Origin of the sequence: Streptomyces sp. NPDC089915 (genome assembly GCF_040684675.1) — a bacterium.
In the GTDB taxonomy this organism is placed as follows: domain Bacteria; phylum Actinomycetota; class Actinomycetes; order Streptomycetales; family Streptomycetaceae; genus Streptomyces.
On the sequence record NZ_JBFBGN010000131.1, the window covers coordinates 1 to 18,302 of the forward strand.

The 18,302-nt window shown below is 74.7% G+C and carries 14 protein-coding genes; 5 read left to right on the plus strand and 9 right to left on the minus strand.

The genetic code is table 11. From position 1 onward, the window contains the following. Positions 1–137 precede the first annotated feature (137 nt). The 3 genes from AB0O29_RS28410 to AB0O29_RS28420 all read right to left on the minus strand — a co-directional run bounded on the left by AB0O29_RS28410 (position 138) and on the right by AB0O29_RS28420 (position 3,387). Positions 138–1,217, minus strand: coding sequence for a hypothetical protein (locus AB0O29_RS28410; protein WP_365156843.1), 1,080 nt, complete (start codon positions 1,215–1,217; stop codon positions 138–140). Positions 1,218–1,651: 434 nt separating this feature from the next. Next, positions 1,652–2,488 (minus strand): class II fructose-bisphosphate aldolase, encoded by an 837-nt coding sequence (locus AB0O29_RS28415; protein ID WP_365156846.1) that lies wholly within the window; start codon positions 2,486–2,488, stop codon positions 1,652–1,654. Beyond that, positions 2,485–3,387, minus strand: coding sequence for a sugar isomerase (locus tag AB0O29_RS28420; protein ID WP_365156849.1), 903 nt, complete (start codon positions 3,385–3,387; stop codon positions 2,485–2,487). Before AB0O29_RS28420 ends, AB0O29_RS28415 begins: the two co-directional genes overlap by 4 nt. A gap of 177 nt (positions 3,388–3,564) precedes the next feature. On the opposite strand from AB0O29_RS28420, the gene AB0O29_RS28425 reads away from it, so the two are divergent. Next, entirely contained in the window at positions 3,565–4,344 is a 780-nt protein-coding gene (locus tag AB0O29_RS28425) for a DeoR/GlpR family DNA-binding transcription regulator (protein WP_365156852.1), read from the plus strand. Here the strand turns inward: AB0O29_RS28425 and AB0O29_RS28430 are convergent. The 3 genes from AB0O29_RS28430 to tdh all read right to left on the minus strand — a co-directional run bounded on the left by AB0O29_RS28430 (position 4,341) and on the right by tdh (position 7,789). Next, positions 4,341–5,255, minus strand: a complete 915-nt coding sequence (locus AB0O29_RS28430; protein WP_365156855.1) for a LysR family transcriptional regulator — start codon at positions 5,253–5,255, stop codon at positions 4,341–4,343. The genes AB0O29_RS28425 and AB0O29_RS28430 overlap by 4 nt on opposite strands. Before the next feature lie 12 nt (positions 5,256–5,267). Continuing rightward, entirely contained in the window at positions 5,268–6,476 is a 1,209-nt protein-coding gene (locus AB0O29_RS28435; RefSeq protein WP_365156858.1) for a glycine C-acetyltransferase, read from the minus strand. Positions 6,477–6,760: 284 nt separating this feature from the next. Then, positions 6,761–7,789: an L-threonine 3-dehydrogenase gene (gene tdh, locus AB0O29_RS28440; RefSeq protein WP_365156861.1), complete on the minus strand. Its 1,029-nt coding sequence runs from the start codon at positions 7,787–7,789 to the stop codon at positions 6,761–6,763. Between the two features lie 228 nt (positions 7,790–8,017). On the opposite strand from tdh, the gene AB0O29_RS28445 reads away from it, so the two are divergent. Next, positions 8,018–8,929, plus strand: a complete 912-nt coding sequence (locus AB0O29_RS28445; protein WP_365156864.1) for an alpha/beta hydrolase — start codon at positions 8,018–8,020, stop codon at positions 8,927–8,929. A 24-nt stretch (positions 8,930–8,953) separates the two neighbouring features. Here AB0O29_RS28445 and AB0O29_RS28450 read toward each other — a convergent pair whose 3' ends face one another. After that, a complete protein-coding gene (locus AB0O29_RS28450; protein ID WP_365156868.1) occupies positions 8,954–9,682 on the minus strand; it encodes a class I SAM-dependent methyltransferase in 729 nt (242 codons plus the stop codon). A 120-nt stretch (positions 9,683–9,802) separates the two neighbouring features. Next, positions 9,803–10,714 (minus strand): LysR family transcriptional regulator, encoded by a 912-nt coding sequence (locus AB0O29_RS28455; RefSeq protein WP_365156871.1) that lies wholly within the window; start codon positions 10,712–10,714, stop codon positions 9,803–9,805. Positions 10,715–10,953: 239 nt separating this feature from the next. On the opposite strand from AB0O29_RS28455, the gene AB0O29_RS28460 reads away from it, so the two are divergent. The 3 genes from AB0O29_RS28460 to AB0O29_RS28470 all read left to right on the plus strand — a co-directional run bounded on the left by AB0O29_RS28460 (position 10,954) and on the right by AB0O29_RS28470 (position 16,175). Next, entirely contained in the window at positions 10,954–12,366 is a 1,413-nt protein-coding gene (locus tag AB0O29_RS28460; protein WP_365156884.1) for an MFS transporter, read from the plus strand. A 4-nt stretch (positions 12,367–12,370) separates the two neighbouring features. Next, a complete protein-coding gene (locus AB0O29_RS28465; RefSeq protein ID WP_365156875.1) occupies positions 12,371–14,494 on the plus strand; it encodes a SpoIIE family protein phosphatase in 2,124 nt (707 codons plus the stop codon). A gap of 274 nt (positions 14,495–14,768) precedes the next feature. Beyond that, positions 14,769–16,175, plus strand: coding sequence for an APC family permease (locus AB0O29_RS28470; RefSeq protein ID WP_365156878.1), 1,407 nt, complete (start codon positions 14,769–14,771; stop codon positions 16,173–16,175). 77 nt (positions 16,176–16,252) lie between these two features. Here AB0O29_RS28470 and AB0O29_RS28475 read toward each other — a convergent pair whose 3' ends face one another. Next, a complete protein-coding gene (locus tag AB0O29_RS28475) occupies positions 16,253–18,040 on the minus strand; it encodes a glycoside hydrolase family 15 protein (protein WP_365156881.1) in 1,788 nt (595 codons plus the stop codon). Positions 18,041–18,302: the final 262 nt, after the last annotated feature.

Consider the following 18,302-nt stretch of genomic DNA (forward strand, 5'->3'; position numbering starts at 1 on the left):
CTTTTCCATTCAGAACACGGAATACGCGATTACCTGTGCGGTGTTTGGTGTTGTGCGGTGGCGTTTCCCGAACGGGGAGGGGCGGGGCGGCGGCGGGGGCGGGCGGCCCCGGCCGCGGCGACCGTGCTGCGGGTGGATCAGACGCCGTCGTCGGCGCAGAGCGCCCAGACGTCGGAGTAGGTGTTCGGGGAGCTGGGGGCGCCGGTGTGGGTGAAGGCCGACCAGTACGCGGCGTTGGTGGCGCCGTCCGCGACCGGGCTGCCGCCGGAGTCGCTCGGGTAGCTGCCGTTGAGGTGGTCGCCCTGGGAGCCCGGCCCGGTGAAGTTCGTGGTGGTGACGGAGCCCCCGCTGATCGCGGCGCCGCCGCTGACCAGCTTGCCGTCGTTCTGGCCGCAGCCGACGGTCACGGTCGCGCCGGCGGTGCCGGCGGTGGGGCCGCTGACCTCGCTGAAGCGGACCTTGACGGTGGTGCCGCTGACGTTGATGCCGCTGCCGCTGCAGACGGCGTACGCGTAGGTGGTGTTGCCGCTGTCACCGCCGCCGCCGTTCCAGCCGACGGCGCTCCAGGAGTCGGGGTTGGTCTCACCGTCGGCAGCGGCCTTCTGGCCGTAGCCGTGGGCCGAGTCGTTGAAGGTGGGGAAGCTGGCGATCGGCTTGAGGCTGCCGACGACGGCCGGGGTGATCCGGGCTCCGCCGCCCAGCAGCCGGGTGCCCGAGGGGCAGGTCGCGGTGACCAGGCCGACCGTCGAGCTGGTGACGGGGCCGGCGACCTTGTTCATCACCACCTGGGTGTGGTTGATGAGGTTGCTGGTGATGCACATGGCGTACGGGGTGCTGGAGAAGGAGGCGTTGACCGCTCCGCCGCTGCCGCCGATGCCCAGCCAGTAGGCGACGTCGGTGCCCACGACGCCGGTGGAGCCGGTGTACTCGGTGCTGCCGTCGGGGCTGGGCGAGGTGCCGTTGATCTTGTTGCCGTTGGACGAGCTGCCGGTGCCGATGGCCTGGTTGATGCCGCCGCCGGAGATCAGGCCGCTCGAACAGTGGGCGTTGGTGGAGATCTCGGCGAAGGCGGCTCCGGGTCCGGACGTGGCGCCGGGGGTCTTCACGGTCACGCCCACGGTGTTCGCGTAGGCGGTTCCGGGTATCGCCAGGGCCAGCAGGGCGCTGAGGATCAGCGCCCTGCCGGCGAGCGGGCGCCGGCGCGGGAACATGTCCATCGGATGGTCTCCCTTTCGGAGATGGAGCTCGGGCGGGCGAGGGCGCGCACGGGCGGCACCGGGGTCCGTGCGGACGTCCGGTGCGGTGGCGGGTGCGGGGGCTTCGCTCTGGTCGGGGTGCCGGCCCGGCGCCGGAACGGCGTGGGGCCGGAGCCGCGGTGGGCTGCGCGCTGGATCAGCGGACGGACGGGGCCTCGCGGGAGCGGGTGCCGCGCGCGGAGGGCGGGACGGACCAGGTCGTGGCCCGCCCCGCCCGCTTGGCACGCGGTTGGCACTTGCGGAATGTAGCAGTCATATAAGGCTGCATGTAAGCCGGGAATCGCCTCTTGACCTGGCAAATGCGGTACTCGCAAGTAGCTCCCGACGCCCCGCACACGACGACGACGCCCGGCCGGAGCCGGGCGTCGAAGGGGGTGCGGTGGTACGGGGGGGGATCAGTCCAGTGCGGCGATCATCGCCTCGGCCGTCGCCGCCATCGCCGCCCGGGCGGCGGTCAGGTAGGGGCGGGGGTCGGCCCCCGTCAGATGCGTGCGGATGGCATCGGTCATGGCCACGTTGAGCGCGGTGCCGATGTTGACCTTGCGGATGCCCCCGGCGACCGCCGCCGCCAGTTCGCCGTCCGGCAGCCCGGAGGAGCCGTGCAGCACCAGCGGCACCTCCACCGTCTTGGCCAGCCGCGCCAGGAGGGCGTGGTCGAGGGAGGCGGTCCTGCTGGTCATGGCATGGGTGCTGCCGATGGCCACGGCCAGGGCGTCCACCCCGGAATCGGCGACGAACCGCCGCGCCTCGTCCGGGTCGGTACGGGCGCCGGGCGCGTGCGGGTCCAGCGGCGCGCCCCCGTCCTTCCCGCCGACCTCGCCGAGCTCCGCCTCGATCCACAGCCCGTTCGCGTGGGCCCAGTCGGCGGCGGACCGGGTGGCCTCCAGGTTCTCGGCGTAGGGCAGGTGCGCGGCGTCGTACATCACGGAGCCGTACCCGGCGTCGGCCGCGCGCCGGAGCAGGTCCGGGCTCTTGACGTGGTCGAGGTGCAGTCCGACGGGCACCCGGGCGGCCTCGGCGCAGGCGGCGGCGGCCCGGGTGATGGGGAGCAGGGCGCCACCGCGGAACTTCACGGCGTTCTCGCTGAGTTGGAGGATGACGGGCAGACCGGCCCGCTCGGCGCCCTCGACCACGGCTTCGGCGTGCTCCAGGGTGATCACGTTGAAGGCGGCGACGGCCCGTCCGGCGGCGGCCGCCTCCGCGACGAGGACCCCGGCGGGCGCGAGGCTCATCGGACCGCCCCCTCACCGCTGGTGAGGATCACGGACCGGGTGAGGTTGCGGGGCGCGTCCGGGTCCAGCTGCCGCACGCCGGCGACCGCCACGGCCAGCCGGTGCACCCGTACCAGTTCGGCGAGCGGGTCGAGCGTGCCGTCCACCCACTCGGCCCCGGTGCCCAGGACCTGCTCGGCGATGCCCGCGGGGGTGCCGCCCAGCGACCAGGTCACCGAGCCCGGGCCGGTGACGCTGACCGGCCCGTGCCGGTACTCCATCGCCGGATAGGCCTCCGCCCACGACAGCGAGGCCTCGCGCATCTTCAGGGCCGCCTCGTGGGCGAGGCCAACGCTCCAGCCCCGCCCGAGGAAGGTGAACTGCCCCCGCGCCTCCAGCCCCGCGGGCAGCGGCTCGGCCAGCGCCGCGCGGGCGTCGGCGACCACGGCCGGGGTGTGCGCGCCCACGTGGGCCCGGAGCAGCGTGAGTGCGGTGGTGGCGAAGCGGGTCTGGACCACCGACCGCTCGTCGGCGAAGTCCAGCACCACCAGCTCGTTCGCCAGGGTGGTCACGGGGGTGGCCGGATCCCCGACGACGGCCGTGGCCGGGATCCCGGCCTCCCGCAGTCCGGACAGCAGGTCCAGCACCTCGGTGGTGGTCCCGGAGCGGGTAAGCGCCACGACCCGGTCGTAGCGGCGGTGGCGGGGGAACTCGGAGGCGGGGAAGGCGTCCGTCTCCCCCTGCCCGGCCTCCTCGCGCAGGGCCGCGGCGGCCTGGGCCATGTAGTACGAGGTCCCGCACCCGACGATCGCGGTACGCTCCCCCGGCCTCGGCAGCACCGCCCGGTGGGCCGGGGCCAGTTCGGCGGCCCGTTCCCAGCTCTCGGGCTGCGAGGCCAACTCGGACGCGACGTGACTCATGCGGGCTCCCTGCGCGTTGGATGCGTCATCCTGGCGGTTCCTGCGTGCTGTTGCTGCGTGTTCCTGCAAGGTAGCGGGCTGTTTCGCGCAACTTCAAGCATCCGCGGGGTGTTGGCCTCGGCTAATCTCAACGACGGGGCCGGGAAAGGGATCCGGGGACGACACGGGAGGGGCACCATGACCCGCACGGAGCGCTGGCAGAGACTGCTGGACCTGCTGGTGGAACGGGACGGGCTGGAGGTGGAACCGGCGGCCGAGGCCCTCGGCGTGTCCGCCGCGACCATCCGCCGCGACCTCGACCAGCTGGCCGAGCAGCAGCTCCTGGTCCGCACGCGCGGCGGGGCCGTCCCGCACGGGGTCTCGTACGAACTCCCCCTGCGCTACCGGACCTCGCGGCGGGCCGCCGAGAAGCGGCGGATCAGCGAGGCCGTGGCGGCGCTCATCACCCCGGGCGAGGTGGTCGGCCTGACCGGCGGCACCACCACCACGGAAGTGGCCCGCGCCCTCGCCGCCCGCCCGGACCTGGCCGGCGGCTCCCCGGCGCTGACGGTGGTCACCAACGCCCTGAACATCGCGGGCGAACTGGTGATCCGGCCCCAGTTCAAGATCGTCCTGACGGGCGGGGTGGCCCGCCCCCAGTCGTACGAGCTGACCGGCCCGCTGGCCCAGCAGACGCTCGGCCGGCTCACGGTGGACACGGCGGTGGTGGGCGTCGACGCCTTCGACCCGGCGGACGGCGCGGCCACCCGCCACGAGGACGAGGCGGCCGTCAACGCCCTGCTCTGCGAACGGGCCCGCCGCGTGGTCGTCGCGGCGGACTCCACGAAACTGGGAGTCCGCGCCTTCGCCCGCATCTGCCCCACCGCCACGGTCCACACCCTGGTCACGGACACCGCCCTCCCCGCCCCCCTGGCGGCGGCGTTCGAGGGGGCGGGGGTGGGGGTGGTCCGGGTCTAGCGGCCCGGGACCCGTTCGCCCTCCAGGGACAGGGCCGCCAGGACCGGGGCGATCAGGGGGTGGGACTCCGCGCCCCGGCGGGTGGCGGCGAAGACGCGGCGGGTGGCGGAGGGGCCCGAGACCGGGCGGACGCGGACCTCCTTGAGGTCCATGCCGCGCAGGGCCGAGCGCGGGACCAGGGCCACCCCGGCGCCCGCGCCGACCAGGGCGGTCACCGCGCGGAAGTCGTCGGAGGAGTGCACGAACCGGGGCTGGAAGCCCGCCAGTTCGCAGGCCAGCAGGGTCACGTCGTGGCACGGGTTGCCCGGGTACTGGCCCACCCACTCCGCGTCGGAGAGGTCCGCCAGGGACACCGCGGGCAGATCGGCCAGCGGGTGTCCTGCCGGCAGGACCGCGTCGAACGGCTCCGCGTACAGCGGGATCACCGACAGGCGGCCGTCGTCGGCGCCCGGCGCGCCCCGGTACTCGACCGCGAGGGCCAGGTCCGCCTCCCCGTCGAGCAGCTGGAGCAGGCTCTGGTCGCCCTCGGCGTCGCGGACGCGGAGCCTGATGCCCGGGTGCTCGCGCGCGAGGCGCGCTATGGCCGGGGCCAGTACCTCGGCGATGCCGGTGGCGAAGGCGGCCACCGTGACCTCGCCGGCCGCACCGCCCGCGTAGGCGGCCAGTTCGGCCTCGGCGCGCTCCAGCTGGGCCAGTACCTCGTGGGTGTGGCCGAGGAGGATCTCCCCGGCCGCCGTGAGCCGGACCCCGCGGCCGCTGCGGTGGAGCAGGGTGTGCCCGGTCTCCTGTTCCAGAGCGGCGAGCTGCTGGGAGACGGCGGAGGGGGTGAGGTACAGGGCTGCGGCCGCGGCGGTCACCGTACGGTGGTCCGCCACGGCCCGCAGGATGCGCAGCCGGCGGGGGTCGATCACCCCTCCATGATGTCAGCCCTGAGCAGCGGAAAGTGCCGCGCGGGCGTCCGTGAAGGCGGCCACCGCGCGCTCCACGTCGGCCGTCGAGTGGGCCGCCGAGAGCTGGACGCGGATCCGGGCCTGGCCCATCGGCACGACGGGGTACGAGAAGCCGATCACGTACACCCCGCGCTCCAGGAGCAGCTCCGCCATGCGCGCCGCCTCGGCGGCGTCGCCGATCATGACGGGGGCGATGGCGTGGTCGCCGGGCAGGATCTCGAAGCCGGCCTCGGTCATCTTCGTGCGGAAGAGCTTCGTGTTGGCCGCGAGCCGGTCGCGCAGGTCGCCGGCGGACTCCAGCAGGTCGAGGACCTTGAGGGAGGCGGCGGCGATGACCGGGGCGAGGGAGTTGGAGAAGAGGTACGGGCGCGAGCGCTGGCGCAGCAGCTCGACGATCTCGGCGCGGGCGGCGACGTAGCCGCCGGAGGCGCCGCCGAGGGCCTTGCCGAGGGTGCCGGTGATGATGTCGATCCGGTCCATGACGCCGTGCAGTTCGGGGGTGCCGCGGCCGCCGGGGCCGACGAAGCCGACGGCGTGGGAGTCGTCGACCATGACCATGGCGTCGTAGCGGTCGGCGAGGTCGCAGATCTCGGCGAGGGGCGCGACGTAGCCGTCCATGGAGAAGACGCCGTCGGTGACGATGAGCTTGCGGCGGGCGCCGCCCTCGGTGGCGGTCTTGAGCTGGGCCTCCAGGTCCGCCATGTCGCGGTTGGCGTAGCGGAAGCGGCGGGCCTTGGAGAGGCGGATGCCGTCGATGATGGAGGCGTGGTTGAGGGCGTCGGAGATCACCGCGTCCTCGGCGCCGAGGAGGGTCTCGAAGACGCCGCCGTTGGCGTCGAAGCAGGAGGAGTAGAGGATCGTGTCCTCCTGGCCGAGGAAGGCCGACAGGCGTGCCTCGAGCTCCTTGTGGACCTCCTGGGTGCCGCAGATGAAGCGGACCGAGGCCATGCCGTAGCCCCAGCGGTCGAGGGCGTCCTTGGCGGCGGAGACGACCTCGGGGTGGTCGGCGAGGCCGAGGTAGTTGTTGGCGCAGAAGTTCAGGACCTCGCCGGGGGCGCCGCCCGCGGTGACCGCGACGGCGGCGTTCTGCGGGGTGCCGATGACGCGCTCGGGCTTGTGCAGGCCGGCGGCGCGGATCTCGGCGAGGGTGGTGCGGAGGTCCTCGCGGACGGACTCGAACATGGTCGGTTCTCCTTGTGCGGTGTGTCGTCCGGCGGACGGGAGGTGGGGCCGGGCCCCGCGGAGGGGGGAGGGTGTGCGGGGCCCGGCCCGAGGGAGATGGTCTTGTGGCTGCCCCGTCCGCGCCGCCGCGACACGCGGCGGCGGGCGGGCGGGAGTGCGGCGCCCGGCGGGGCGGCGCGGGCGGCGCGCCCGGTTCCGGCCCCGGGCAAAGGGGCCGGCCGCCCTCGCGGGCCGCCCGGCGGGGGCCCGCAGGGCTTCGCCGGGCGGGTTCCCGCCGCCGGGGGTTACTTCGTCCAGTCCAGGATGATCTTGCCGCTGCGGGCCGTGGCGGCCTCGTCGAAGGCGGCCTGGAAGTCGGTGTGCGAGTAGCGGCCGGTGATGACCGGGGTCAGGTCGAGCCCGCCCTCCAGCAGCACGGTCATCGCGTACCAGGTCTCGAACATCTCGCGGCCGTAGATGCCCTTGATGGTGATCATCGAGGTGACGACCTTGGCCCAGTCGACCGCGAACTCCTGGGCCGGCAGGCCCAGCATCGCGATCCTGCCGCCGTGCGTCATGTTGTCGATCATGTCGCGCATCGCCTCGGCGCGGCCGGACATCTCCAGGCCGACGTCGAAGCCCTCGCGCAGGCCCAGGCGGGTCTGCGCCTCGGCGATGGAGGACTCGGCGACGTTGACCGCGAGGGTGGCGCCGGCCTTGCGGGCGATCTCCAGGCGCTCGGGGCTGACGTCGGTGATGACCACGTTGCGCGCGCCGGCGTGCTTGGCGACGGCCGCCGCCATGATGCCGATGGGGCCCGCGCCGGTGATCAGCACGTCCTCGCCGACCAGCGGGAAGGACAGGGCGGTGTGGACGGCGTTGCCGAAGGGGTCGAAGATCGCGGCCACGTCCAGGTCGACCGGGGTGCGGTGCACCCAGACGTTCTGCGCGGGCAGGACCACGTACTCGGCGAAGGCTCCGTCGCGTCCGACGCCGAGCCCGATGGTGGAGCGGCACAGGTGGCGGCGGCCGGCCAGGCAGTTGCGGCACTTGCCGCACACCAGGTGGCCCTCGCCGCTGACCAGGGCGCCGATCTCGATGTCGCGGACGTCGGAGCCGAGCGCGGCGACCTCGCCGACGAACTCGTGGCCGAGGACGAGGGGGGTCTTGACGGCGCCCTGCGCCCAGCCGTCCCAGGCGCGGATGTGGAGGTCGGTCCCGCAGATTCCGGTGCGCAGCACCTTGATGAGCACGTCGCCGGGGCCGTATTCGGGCTCGGGGACGTCCATGAGCCACAGGCCGGGTTCGGCTTTGTGCTTGACGAGTGCCTTCATGGGGGTGGCTCCAGGCGTGCGGAAGGAGGGGTCGCCGGGCCCGCTGGTGCGTGAGCGGCGTGTGACGGGCACCAATCTGCCGATCGGTGCGGTGATCAGTCCATCGAGACTTTCTTAAGCGGGTCGACAGCACAGCTTCACGCCTATGCTCCTCCCTGGAACGGGGTAGGGCCTGGTCGGGGATCGCGCGAGTGGTCCGGGGCCGGGGTGAAAGGGGAGGTGAGCGGCGTGCCGAGTCTGCGCAGCAGGGCACTGTCGGCCGCACTGGTCGCGACGGGCCGGCGAAGACGGCTCGCCACCGCGGAGGCGGTACGGGCGACGGTGGCGCAGGCGGCCCGCAGGCCCGCCTCGCACCTGCCGCCGCGTTCGCTGGGACGGGTCGCCGAGGTGTCGCGGACCTTCGTGGGCGCCTGGCCGGTGTACGACGTCTCGCCGCTGGGGCAGGAGCCGGTGGCGCGGGTGCTGTACGTGCACGGCGGTGCGTTCATCAACGAGCTGGTGCGGCCGCACTGGTCGCTGATCCGGACCCTGGTCACGCGGGCCCGGGCCCGGGTGGTGGTGCCGGCGTACGTGCTGGCGCCGCGCGGGACGGCCGACCGGACGGTACCGGTCGCCACGGACCTGCTGAGCGGGCTGATCGCGAGCGGCGGCGCGGGCGGCACGGTGCTGCTCGGGGACTCCGCGGGGGCCGGGATGGCGCTGGCCGCCGCGCAGCGGCTGCGGGAGCGGACCGGGGCGCAGCCGTCGCGGATCGTGCTGATCTCGCCCTGGCTGGACGTGAGCATGAGCCATCCCGGGCAGGCGGCGATCGAGCCGGCCGACCCGGTGCTGGCCCGGCCGGGGCTGGCGGAGGCGGGGCGGCTGTACGCGGGGACGCTGACGGCGGACGATCCGCGGGTGAGCCCGCTGCACGGCTCGTTCGCGGGGCTGGCGCCGCTGACGGTGTTCACCGGGACCCGGGACGTGCTGACCACCGACAGCCGGGAGCTGCTGCGCCGGGTGCGGGAGGCGGGCGGGGAGGTGGAGTGGCACGAGGAGCCGGGTCTGCCGCACGGGTACCCGCTGCTGCCGGTGCCGGAGGGCCGGGCGGCCCGGGAGCGGATCGTGGAGTTGGTCCGGGCGACGGCCGACGAGGAGTGAGCCCGGGCCACGGGGGACCCGGTCCTACGCCGTGCAGGTCATCAGGGAGCTGACGGGCGCCGCCCGGTAGGCGGTCCAGTAGGCCTCGTCGCGCGCCGCGTCGGCGGGCGGGGTGCGGCTGGGCTGCCAGGCGACGGTGGCGAAGCCGGCGTCGACGGCGGCTTCGGCGAAGTCGGCGTGCGCCCATTCGCGGTACTCGAAGTGGAGCGGGGGCTCGGTGAGGAACTGGGCCTTGAGCAGGGGTGCGTCGCCGTCCGGTACCCGGTCGAGGATGCGCATCCCGTACGGGGACCAGTCGACGCGCGGGTAGGCGCCGGGGTTGCGGACGAGGGAGAGCAGCCGGCCGCCGGGGCGCAGGTTGGCGCGGATGCCGCGGAACATGGCGTGCAGGGCGGCGCGGTCGGGGGCGTGGCTGAACGGGTAGACGGCGGTGACCAGGTCGAAGGGGCCGAGCCGGGGGAGGTCGGCGGCGTCGGCGACGAGGTATTCGACGGCGGCCGCGTGCGGGTCCCGGCCGCCGTGCTGGCGTTCGCGGGCGCGGCGGACGCGGTCGGGGCAGTTGTCGACGCCGACGGTCCGCCGGGCTCCGCCGCCGGCGAGGAGTGCGGCGGTGCCGCCGTGTCCGCAGGCCACGTCGAGGGTGTCGAGGTCGCGGACCCCGCCGAGGGCGTCGAGGGCGGTGCGCAGGGTGTAGGCGTCGGCCGCGGTGAAGGCGGCCCGGGGCGCGGGGTGGCCGGTCGTGTCGTCGTGCATGCCGCCATGCCTCCCCGGCGGGGGCGCGGGGGACGGCCGGAGCGGCCGGTGCGTCCCCCGTACGGGGGACGCGTTCGGGTCAGTGCGGCGGGTGGGCGCGAGGGTCGCGGCCGTCGCGTTTCAGGCGGGGACGAGTTCGCGGGCGCAGGCGCGCAGCCAGGCGTGTGCGGGGTCGGCGTCGTGGCGGGGGTGCCAGGCGAGGCCGAAGGGCAGGGTGGGCAGCTCCAGGGGGACTTCGAAGGTGACGAGTCCGAGCGCCTCGGCCTGGGGAAGGGTGCGGGTGGCGATCAGGCCGACGAGGTCGGTCTCGCGCAGGACGAACAGCGAGGCGGGGTAGGAGCCGATGCTGCCCACGACCCGGCGGGTCAGGCCCTGTTCGGCGAGGGCGGTGTCCACCGGGCCCTCCAGCCGGCCCCGCCGGGAGACGACCAGGTGCTCTCCCGCGGCGAACCGGCGGGCGGTGAGCGGGCCGTCCAGGAGGGGGTGGCCGGGGCGGACGAGGCCGAGCATCCGCTCGTCGAAGAGGTGCTCGACGCGCACCTCGGGTGAGCGGTTGTCGATGACGCCGAGTTCGAGGTCCGCGACGCCCTCGCGCAGGGCGGGCACGTCGACGTGGCTCTCGGAGAGGAACCGCAGCCGCACTCCGGGGGCCTCCCGGGCCATCCGCTGGAAGAGGGTGGCTCCGTAGCAGGCGGCGAAGGAGTCGTGGGCCAGGACGGTGAAGGTGCGTTCGAGGGTCCTGAGGTCGACCTCGCCGCCGGTGAGGAACAGGGCGCGGGCCCGTTCGACGACGGAGCGGACCTCGCCGTGGAGGGAGAGGGCGTGGGGGGTGGGGACCATGGTGCGGCCCGCCCGGACCAGCACGGGGTCGCCGAGGGCCTTGCGGATCCGGCCGAGGGTGCGGCTCATGGCGGGCTCGGAGAGGTGGAGGCGGGCGGCGGCCCGGGAGACGCTCGACTCCTCCAGCAGGACGTCGAGGGCGAGGAGCAGGTTCAGGTCCAGCCCGGCGGATCCGGATTGCGTCACACGCATTCATCCCTTGCGGAAGTTGCACTGGAAAGCAGGTCGGGCCAACTCTACGGTGGTCGTGCGGGGGTTGATCTCCCCCGGTCACCACCACCGTCCACCGACTCCGAGGAGGAGCCGTGCTCCGCCATGCCCGCCCGCAGGCCGCGTCCGAACCCGGCGGCCCGCCCGTCAAGGCCCCCGCCCCGCAGGGAGGTTCCGCCCCCGGCGGAGGTTCCGCTCCGGGGGGAGGTTCCGCTCCGGGGCTGTCCCGTGCCGCCCGGCTCGTGCTGTACGCCTGCGTGCTCGTCGCCCAGGGGATGGTCGCCGCCGTCAACCTGCTGATCCCGCAGCTGGCCGCCTCCACGCTGCACCCGGGCTCCGGCGAGCTGCTGTGGGCCGTCGACGCCTACGTGATCGTCTTCGCCGCCCTGCTGATCCCGGCCGGGGCCCTCGGCGACCGCTACGGCCGCAAGGGCGCGCTGCTGTCCGGGCTCGCCCTGTTCGCCGCGGGCGGGGCGCTGAGCGCACTGGCCGGGGAGCCCGCGGTGCTGATCGCCGGGCGCGGGCTGTGCGGGGCGGGGGCCGCGCTGATCATGCCGGCGACCATGTCCGTGCTGGTCCACCTGACCCCGCCCGAGCGGCGCCCGCAGGCGCTGGCCACCTGGACGCTCTCCGCCGGCCTCGGGGGCCTGGCGGGCAACGTCGGCGGGGGTCTGGCCGGGGAGTTCCTCACCTGGCGGGCGCTGTTCTGGGCGGTCGTCCCGCTGGCCGCGCTGCTGGCCCTCGCGGTGGCCCGCGCGGTGCCCCGTACGGCTCCGCGGCCGGAGGCGGCGGTCGATCCGCTGGGGGCGCTGATCCTGGCGGGGGCGCTGTTCGCGGTGGTCTACGGGATCATCGAGGGGCCCTCGTACGGTTGGTCCTCGGCGCAGGTGCTGACGGCCTTCGGGGCGGGTGCGGCGCTGCTCGCGGCGTTCGCCGGGTACGCCCTGCGGGCGGCCCGCCCGCTGCTGGACCCGCGGATCTTCGCCTCCCGCCGGCTGCGCGCCGGGGCGCTGGGGATCGGCGCCGCGTTCTTCGGGCTCTTCTCGCTGTTCTTCGTCAACGCGCAGTACCTGCAGTACGCGAAGGGTTTCTCGCCCGCCCAGACCGGCTTCGCGATCGTCCCGCTGACGGTCGGCATGGCGCTGGTGCCGCGCTTCGGCGCCCGGCTTCAGCAGCGGACGGGTCCCCGGCTGCCGGTGGGGCTGGGCCTGCTGCTGATCGCGGGCGGCCTGCTGATGGTGTCGACCGTCCACGCGGGCACCCCGTACCCGGTGTACGCCTGCTACCTGCTGGTGCTGTCCGTGGGGACGGGGCTGTGCGCGCCCTCGCTGACGATGACGGTGGTGTCGGCCCTGCCGGCGCACCAGGCGGGGCTGGGCTCGGGGCTGAACACGGCGGCCCGGGAGATCGGCGCGGCGCTGGGCGTGGCGGTGATCGGCACGGTGCTGGCCTCCCGGTTCCACGGGAACCCGGCGGCGGACGCCGCGCAGGCGGCGGCCTTCACCGATGCCATGGGGGTGGCGCTGCGCACGGTCGCGGCGGTCCTGCTGGTCGCCTCGGCGGCGGTGGTGTCCGGCTACCGGGGGCCGAAGGAGTCCCGGAGTGCAGTGGCCGGGGGCCAGGGAGCATCCTGACCGTATGACGGCCAGACCGGACGGCGGCGGCCCGGCGTCCGACGCGGCGGGCCGGGTGCTCGCGCGGGCGACGGTGGGTGCCGTGCGGGCACTCGGCGGGTACGCGGGCGGGGTCTACCTGCGGTCGGGCACCGAGGGACTGCTGCGGATGGCGGCGGTGACGGGGCTGCCGGGGCCGCTGTTCCGGCCCTGGTGGCGGATCCAGGTGAACCGCCCGTACCCGGTGGCGGAGGCGTTCCGCAGCGGGCAGGCCGTGCACCTGCCGGACGGGGAGAGCGCCGTGCGGCGCTTCCCGCAGCTGATGGCGGGGCTGCCGTTCCCGTTCGGGTCGCTGTACGAGCCGGTGGGCGGCGGGGAGCAGCGGTTCGGGGTGCTGCTGGTGGTGCGTCCGGCGACGCCCGGGGTCCCGGTCGGGGCGGCCGACCGGGCGCGGATGCGGGAGGCCGCCGGGGATCTGGGGCGGGAGCTGGCCGGGCTGGCCGCGGCCGGGAATCCGGTGTGCTGGGAGGGGGATCCGCTGTGCGTGCCGTGGCCCGTGGCGGGCGGGGGCGGCGCGGAGGCGGCGGACCGGCTGGCGCTGGGGGTGCTGTCGGTGGACCGGCAGGGCGTCATCGGCTTCGCCAACGCGGCCGCGGGCGTGCTGGCGGGGGTGCCCGCGGGGCGGCTGCCGGGGCGGGGGCTGTGGGAGGCGCTGCCGTGGCTGGGACACCCGGCGTACGAGGACCACTTCCGGGGCGCGTTCCTGTCCGGGGAGCCGGTGCGCTTCGACGTCCGGCGGGCGGCGGACGCGGATCCGGCGGCGCTGTCGGTGGGCCTGTACCCGGGGCCGTCGGGGGTGACGGTGACCCTGGAGGCGGCCGGCCGGCCCGTGTACGGGACCGGTGCGGCGGCAGGGCCGGGGGACGGACGGGGGGCGCCGGCCGACCGGGCCTCGGCGCTGTACCGGCCGGTGGCCCTGGCGATCGCGCTGACCGAGGCGATGACGGCCCGGCAGGTGTCGGCGGTGGTCACGGAGGAGCTGCTGCCGGCGTTCGGGGGGCGTCAGCTGGCGATCTACCTGCTGGACGAGCGGCACCTGCACCTGGCCTGGGAGACCGGTTTCCCGCAGGGGTTCCTGGACCGTTTCGACGGGGTCTCGCTGGACGTGCGGCTGCCGGGCGTGGAGACGCTGACCTCGGGGCGGCCGCTGTTCTTCGAGTCGATGCAGCACCTGGCTTCGGCGTATCCGGGGATCCCGCTGGACGCCGACGTCGGCGCCCGCGCGTTCCTGCCGCTGATCGCCTCGGGCCGCCCGGTGGGCTCCTGCATCCTCGGCTTCGACGCGCCGCGCGGGTTCAGCCCGGAGGAGCGTACGGTCCTCACCGCGCTGGCCGGGCTGATCGCGCAGGCCCTGGCCCGGGCGCGGCGCTACGACAGCGAGGCGGCGCTGGCCCGGGGGCTCCAGGCGGCGCTGCTGCCGCACCGGCTGCCGGTGACGGGGCGGGTGGCGACGGTGGGCCGGTACCTGCCGGGTTCGGCGGGGATGGACGTGGGCGGCGACTGGTACGACGTCATCGAGACGGCCTCGGGCCGGCTGGCGCTGGTCATCGGGGACGTCCAGGGGCACGGGGTGGCCGCGGCCGCGACCATGGGCCAGCTGCGCAGCGCGGTACGGGCGTTCGCGCTCGGCGGGAACACCCCGGAGCAGGTGGTCCGGGGCACGAACCGGCTGCTGATCGACCTGGACCCGGGGCAGTTCGCGAGCTGCTGCTACGTCCTGCTCGACCCGGTGTCGGGCCGTGCCCTGGCGGCCCGCGCCGGGCATCCGCAGCCGTTGCTGCGCCACGCGGACGGCCGCGCCGAGGTGCTGGACCTGGCGGGCGGGGTGGTCCTGGGCGTCGACCCGGGGGCGGCCTATCCGGAGACGGAGCTGCTGCTGGAGCCGGGCGGGGTGCTGGCCCTGTACACCGACGGGCTGGTGGAGGTGCCGGGCGCGGACATCGACGAGGGCGTGGAGCGGCTGCGGGCCGCGCTGGCCGCCGCCCGGCCGGCCCCGCTGACGGAGGCGGCCGACCGGCTGGTGGCGGAGGCGGGCGGTCAGGCCGACCGTCCGGACGACATCGCCCTCCTGCTGGCGTCCCGGGCCTGACGCAGAGCAAAGCGGAAGGAAATTCATCCGGATCTCGGTGCGGTTCCCGCACCCCGCACCGGCCCGGTGTTTACGCGGCCTTAACGCCGGGAACGGCGTGTCGGACTTGCGCCGCACGATGGAATCCGTACATGGACAGCTCTTGACCTGCGGATGTCGTCGAGTTTCCATATCGGCCACGGGAGCCACCCAGCAGAAGTGCCCACCACCGCCTCGGAGGCGATACCGCTCCCGCACCCCCTCTTCGCAACTGCCGATCGGAAATCCCGCACCGATGACTGAAACGATCAGCGCTCCCCAGGCGCTCGCCCCCGCCACCGGGCCCACCCCGCAGAAGCTCAAGCGCTCCATCGGCGTCGTCGGCGGGACCCTGCTGACACTGTCGTGCGTGACGCCGGCGTCGACCCTGTTCGTCGTCGTGCCCGATCTCTTCTCCACCCTCGGCACCTGGACCGCGCTCACGATCGCGATCGGCTCGCTGCTCTGCATCGGTGTGGCGTTCTGCTACTCGGAGCTGGGCACCCTGATCCCCAGCGCGGGCGGCGAGTACGCCATGGTCTCCACCCTGGCGGGCCGGCTGGCGGGCTGGCTGGTGTTCGTGCTGTCGCTGCTCGTGGTGATGATCGTGCCCCCGGTGATCGCCATGGGCACCGCCGATTACCTGGCCCCCGTGGTGCACATCCCGGCCCCCGTGGCCGGCGGCGCGGTGATGCTGCTCGCCACCCTCGCCGGTCTGCTGGACCTGCGCGCCAACGCCTGGATCACCGGCATCTTCCTCGTCCTGGAGGTGGTCGCGGCCGCGCTGGTGGCCGTGCTGGGCTTCGCCCACAGCGAGCGGGGCGCCGGCGCGCTGGTGCACGGCCAGGTGGCCGCCGAGGGCGGCGGCACCTCCACGGTGACGGCGATGATGGTGGTCTCCGGGCTGGCGATCGCCCTGTTCATCACCCAGGGCTTCTCGACGGCCGTCTACCTCTCGGAGGAGCTGGAGAAGCCGCGCCGCAACGTCCCGCGGACCGTGCTCGCCACGCTCGCCATCTCCACCGCGGTCATCCTGGTCCCGGTCATCGCGATCACCATGGGCGCCCCGGACCTGGACGCGCTGGCCTCCGGCGACCTCGGCGCGATGGTCACCGCCTGGTCGAACTCGGCCGTCGGCACCTTCGTCAGCCTCTGCGTGGCCCTCGCCATCATCAACGCGGGCATCGTCATGGTCATCCAGAACTCCCGCGTGCTGTTCGCCTCCGCCCGCGACAAGGCCTGGCCCGAGCCGGTCAACCGCGCCCTGTCCCGGCTCGGCCGCTTCGGCTCCCCGTGGGTGGCCACCCTGCTGGTGGGCCTGCCGGGCGCGGCGATGTGCTTCGTCAACCTGGACACCCTGTACGGGGTGACGGGCGTCTCGGTGACCGGCATGTACCTGCTGGTCGCGGTGGCCGCGCTGTTCAGCCGGCGCGGGGCGCACCGCGAGGCGGCCGCCTGGCGGATGCCGCTGTGGCCGGCCGTGCCGATCGCGCTGATCGCCGTCCTGGCGTACATCCTGACCCAGCAGGAGACCGAGTACCTGCTCTGGACGGGCGGCATCACCGCCGTCGCCACCCTGTACTGGGCCCTGTACCTGCGGCCCCGCAAGGACACCCGCTGGCTGGTCAGCATCCCGGACACCGGGGAGGCGGACGAGGCGTAGCCGCCCGCCCGCACCCAGCGCCCCGTGGGGCCGCCGCACCGTGCGGCGGCCCCGCGGGCGTTCTGCGGGGTCCGGGGTCAGGCGTCGCCCGCGCCGAGGGTGAGGGCGGTGTTCACCAGGCCGATGTGGCTGAAGGCCTGGGGGAAGTTGCCGAGCTGGCGGCCGCTCGCGGGGTCGTACTCCTCGGCTAGCAGGCCCACGTCGTTGCGGACGGCGAGGAGGCGTTCGAAGAGGGCGCGGGCCTCCTTGGGGCGGCCGGTGAGGTGGAGGGCGTCCGCAAGCCAGAAGGAGCAGGCCAGAAAGGCCCCCTCGTCCCCGGGCAGCCCGTCGACGGAGGGGCCCTCGGTGCTGTAGCGGCGGACCAGGCCGCTGCTGCCGAGCTCGGCCCGTACGGCGTCGACGGTGCCGATCACGCGCGGGTCGTCGGGCGGCAGGAAGCCGACGCGGGGGATGAGCAGGGTCGCCGCGTCCAGTTCGCGCGAGCCGTAGTACTGGGTGAAGGTGCCCCGCTCGGGGTCGTAGCCGTGCTCGCAGACGTCGCGGTGGACCTCGTCGCGCATGGTCCGCCAGCGGTCCACGTCGCCGGGCATCTCCGGGGCGGCCTCCAGGGTGCGTACGGCCCGGTCGGCGGCCACCCAGGCCATCACCTTGGAGTGGGTGAAGTGGCGGCGCGGGCCGCGCACCTCCCACAGGCCCTCGTCGGGCCGGCGCCAGTTGTCCTCCAGGAAGTCGAGCAGGGCGAGCTGGATCTTCCAGGCGTGCCGTTCCGAGGCCAGTCCGGTTGACCGGGCCAGGTACAGGGAGTCGAGGACCTCGCCGTAGACGTCCAGCTGGAGCTGGTTCACGGCGGCGTTCCCCACGCGGACGGGCGCGGAGCCCTCGTACCCGCGCAGCCAGGGCAGTTCGGTCTCGGGGATGCGGCGCTCGCCGCCGATCCCGTACATGATCTGGAGGTCGGCCGGGTCGCCGGCGACGGCGCGCAGCAGCCAGCCGCGCCAGGCCCGGGCCTCGTCGCGGAAGCCGGTGCTCAGCAGCGCGTCGAGGGTCAGGGTGGCGTCGCGCAGCCAGCAGTAGCGGTAGTCCCAGTTGCGGACGCCGCCGAGCTCCTCGGGCAGGGAGGTGGTCGCGGCCGCGGCGATGCCGCCGGTGGGGGCGTAGGTGAGCGCCTTGAGGGTGATGAGGGAGCGGGTGACGGCCTCCTCGTAGGGGCCCTGGTAGCGGCACTGGGAGGACCAGTCCCGCCAGTCGGCGAGGCTCTGCTCCAGGGCCTCGTACGGGTCGACGCGCGCGGGGCGCGGTTCGTGCGAGGGGTGCCAGGTGAGGACGAAGGCGACCTTCTCCCCCGGGCCCACGGTGAACTCGGAGCGGGTGCTGTTGGCCTCGCCCCAGGTCCGGACGGGCGGCTCGCTGCGGAACCAGACGGAGTCCGGGCCTGCGACGGCGACGCGGTCCCCCTCGCTGCGCCGGACCCAGGGGACGACGTGGCCGTAGTCGAAGCGCAGGCGCAGGGTGCTGCGGACGGTGACCTGGCCGGAGATCCCCTCGACGACGCGCATGACGTCGGGGGCGACGTCGCGCTGGGGCATGAAGTCGGTGACCTTGACGGTGCCCTCGTCGGTCTCCCAGAGGGATTCGAGGATCAGGGAGCCGTCGGCATAGGCGCGCCGGGTGCACCGCTCGCCCTCGGCGGCGCCGGCGGGGGCGATCGTCCAGTGGCCGTTCTCGCGGTCGCCGAGGAGGGCGGCGAAGCAGGCGGCGGAGTCGAAGCGGGGCAGGCACAGCCAGTCGATGGACCCGTCGCGGCCGACCAGTGCGCTGGTCATGAGGTCGCCGATGAGTGCGTAGTCTTCGATGGGTTGTGTCATTTATCCGCTGTTCCCCCGATCGCCCCGGGTCAATCAGGGTGCCGGAACGGGGGGCGGCGCGGGCCGCCCCCGCGGCGGGGCGGGGACGGCCGGGCGGTCAGCTCCGTACGAGGAGGGTGACGGCGGCGAGGACCAGGCCGAGGGCGAGGGCCGACGCGTTGAGCGACGGGCGGGGGGTGCGCAGCGCGGGCAGCGGCAGGACGTGGTCCAGGGCGTAGCGGCCGGGGCCGGCGAGGGTGAGGGCGGCCGCGGCCGAGGCGAG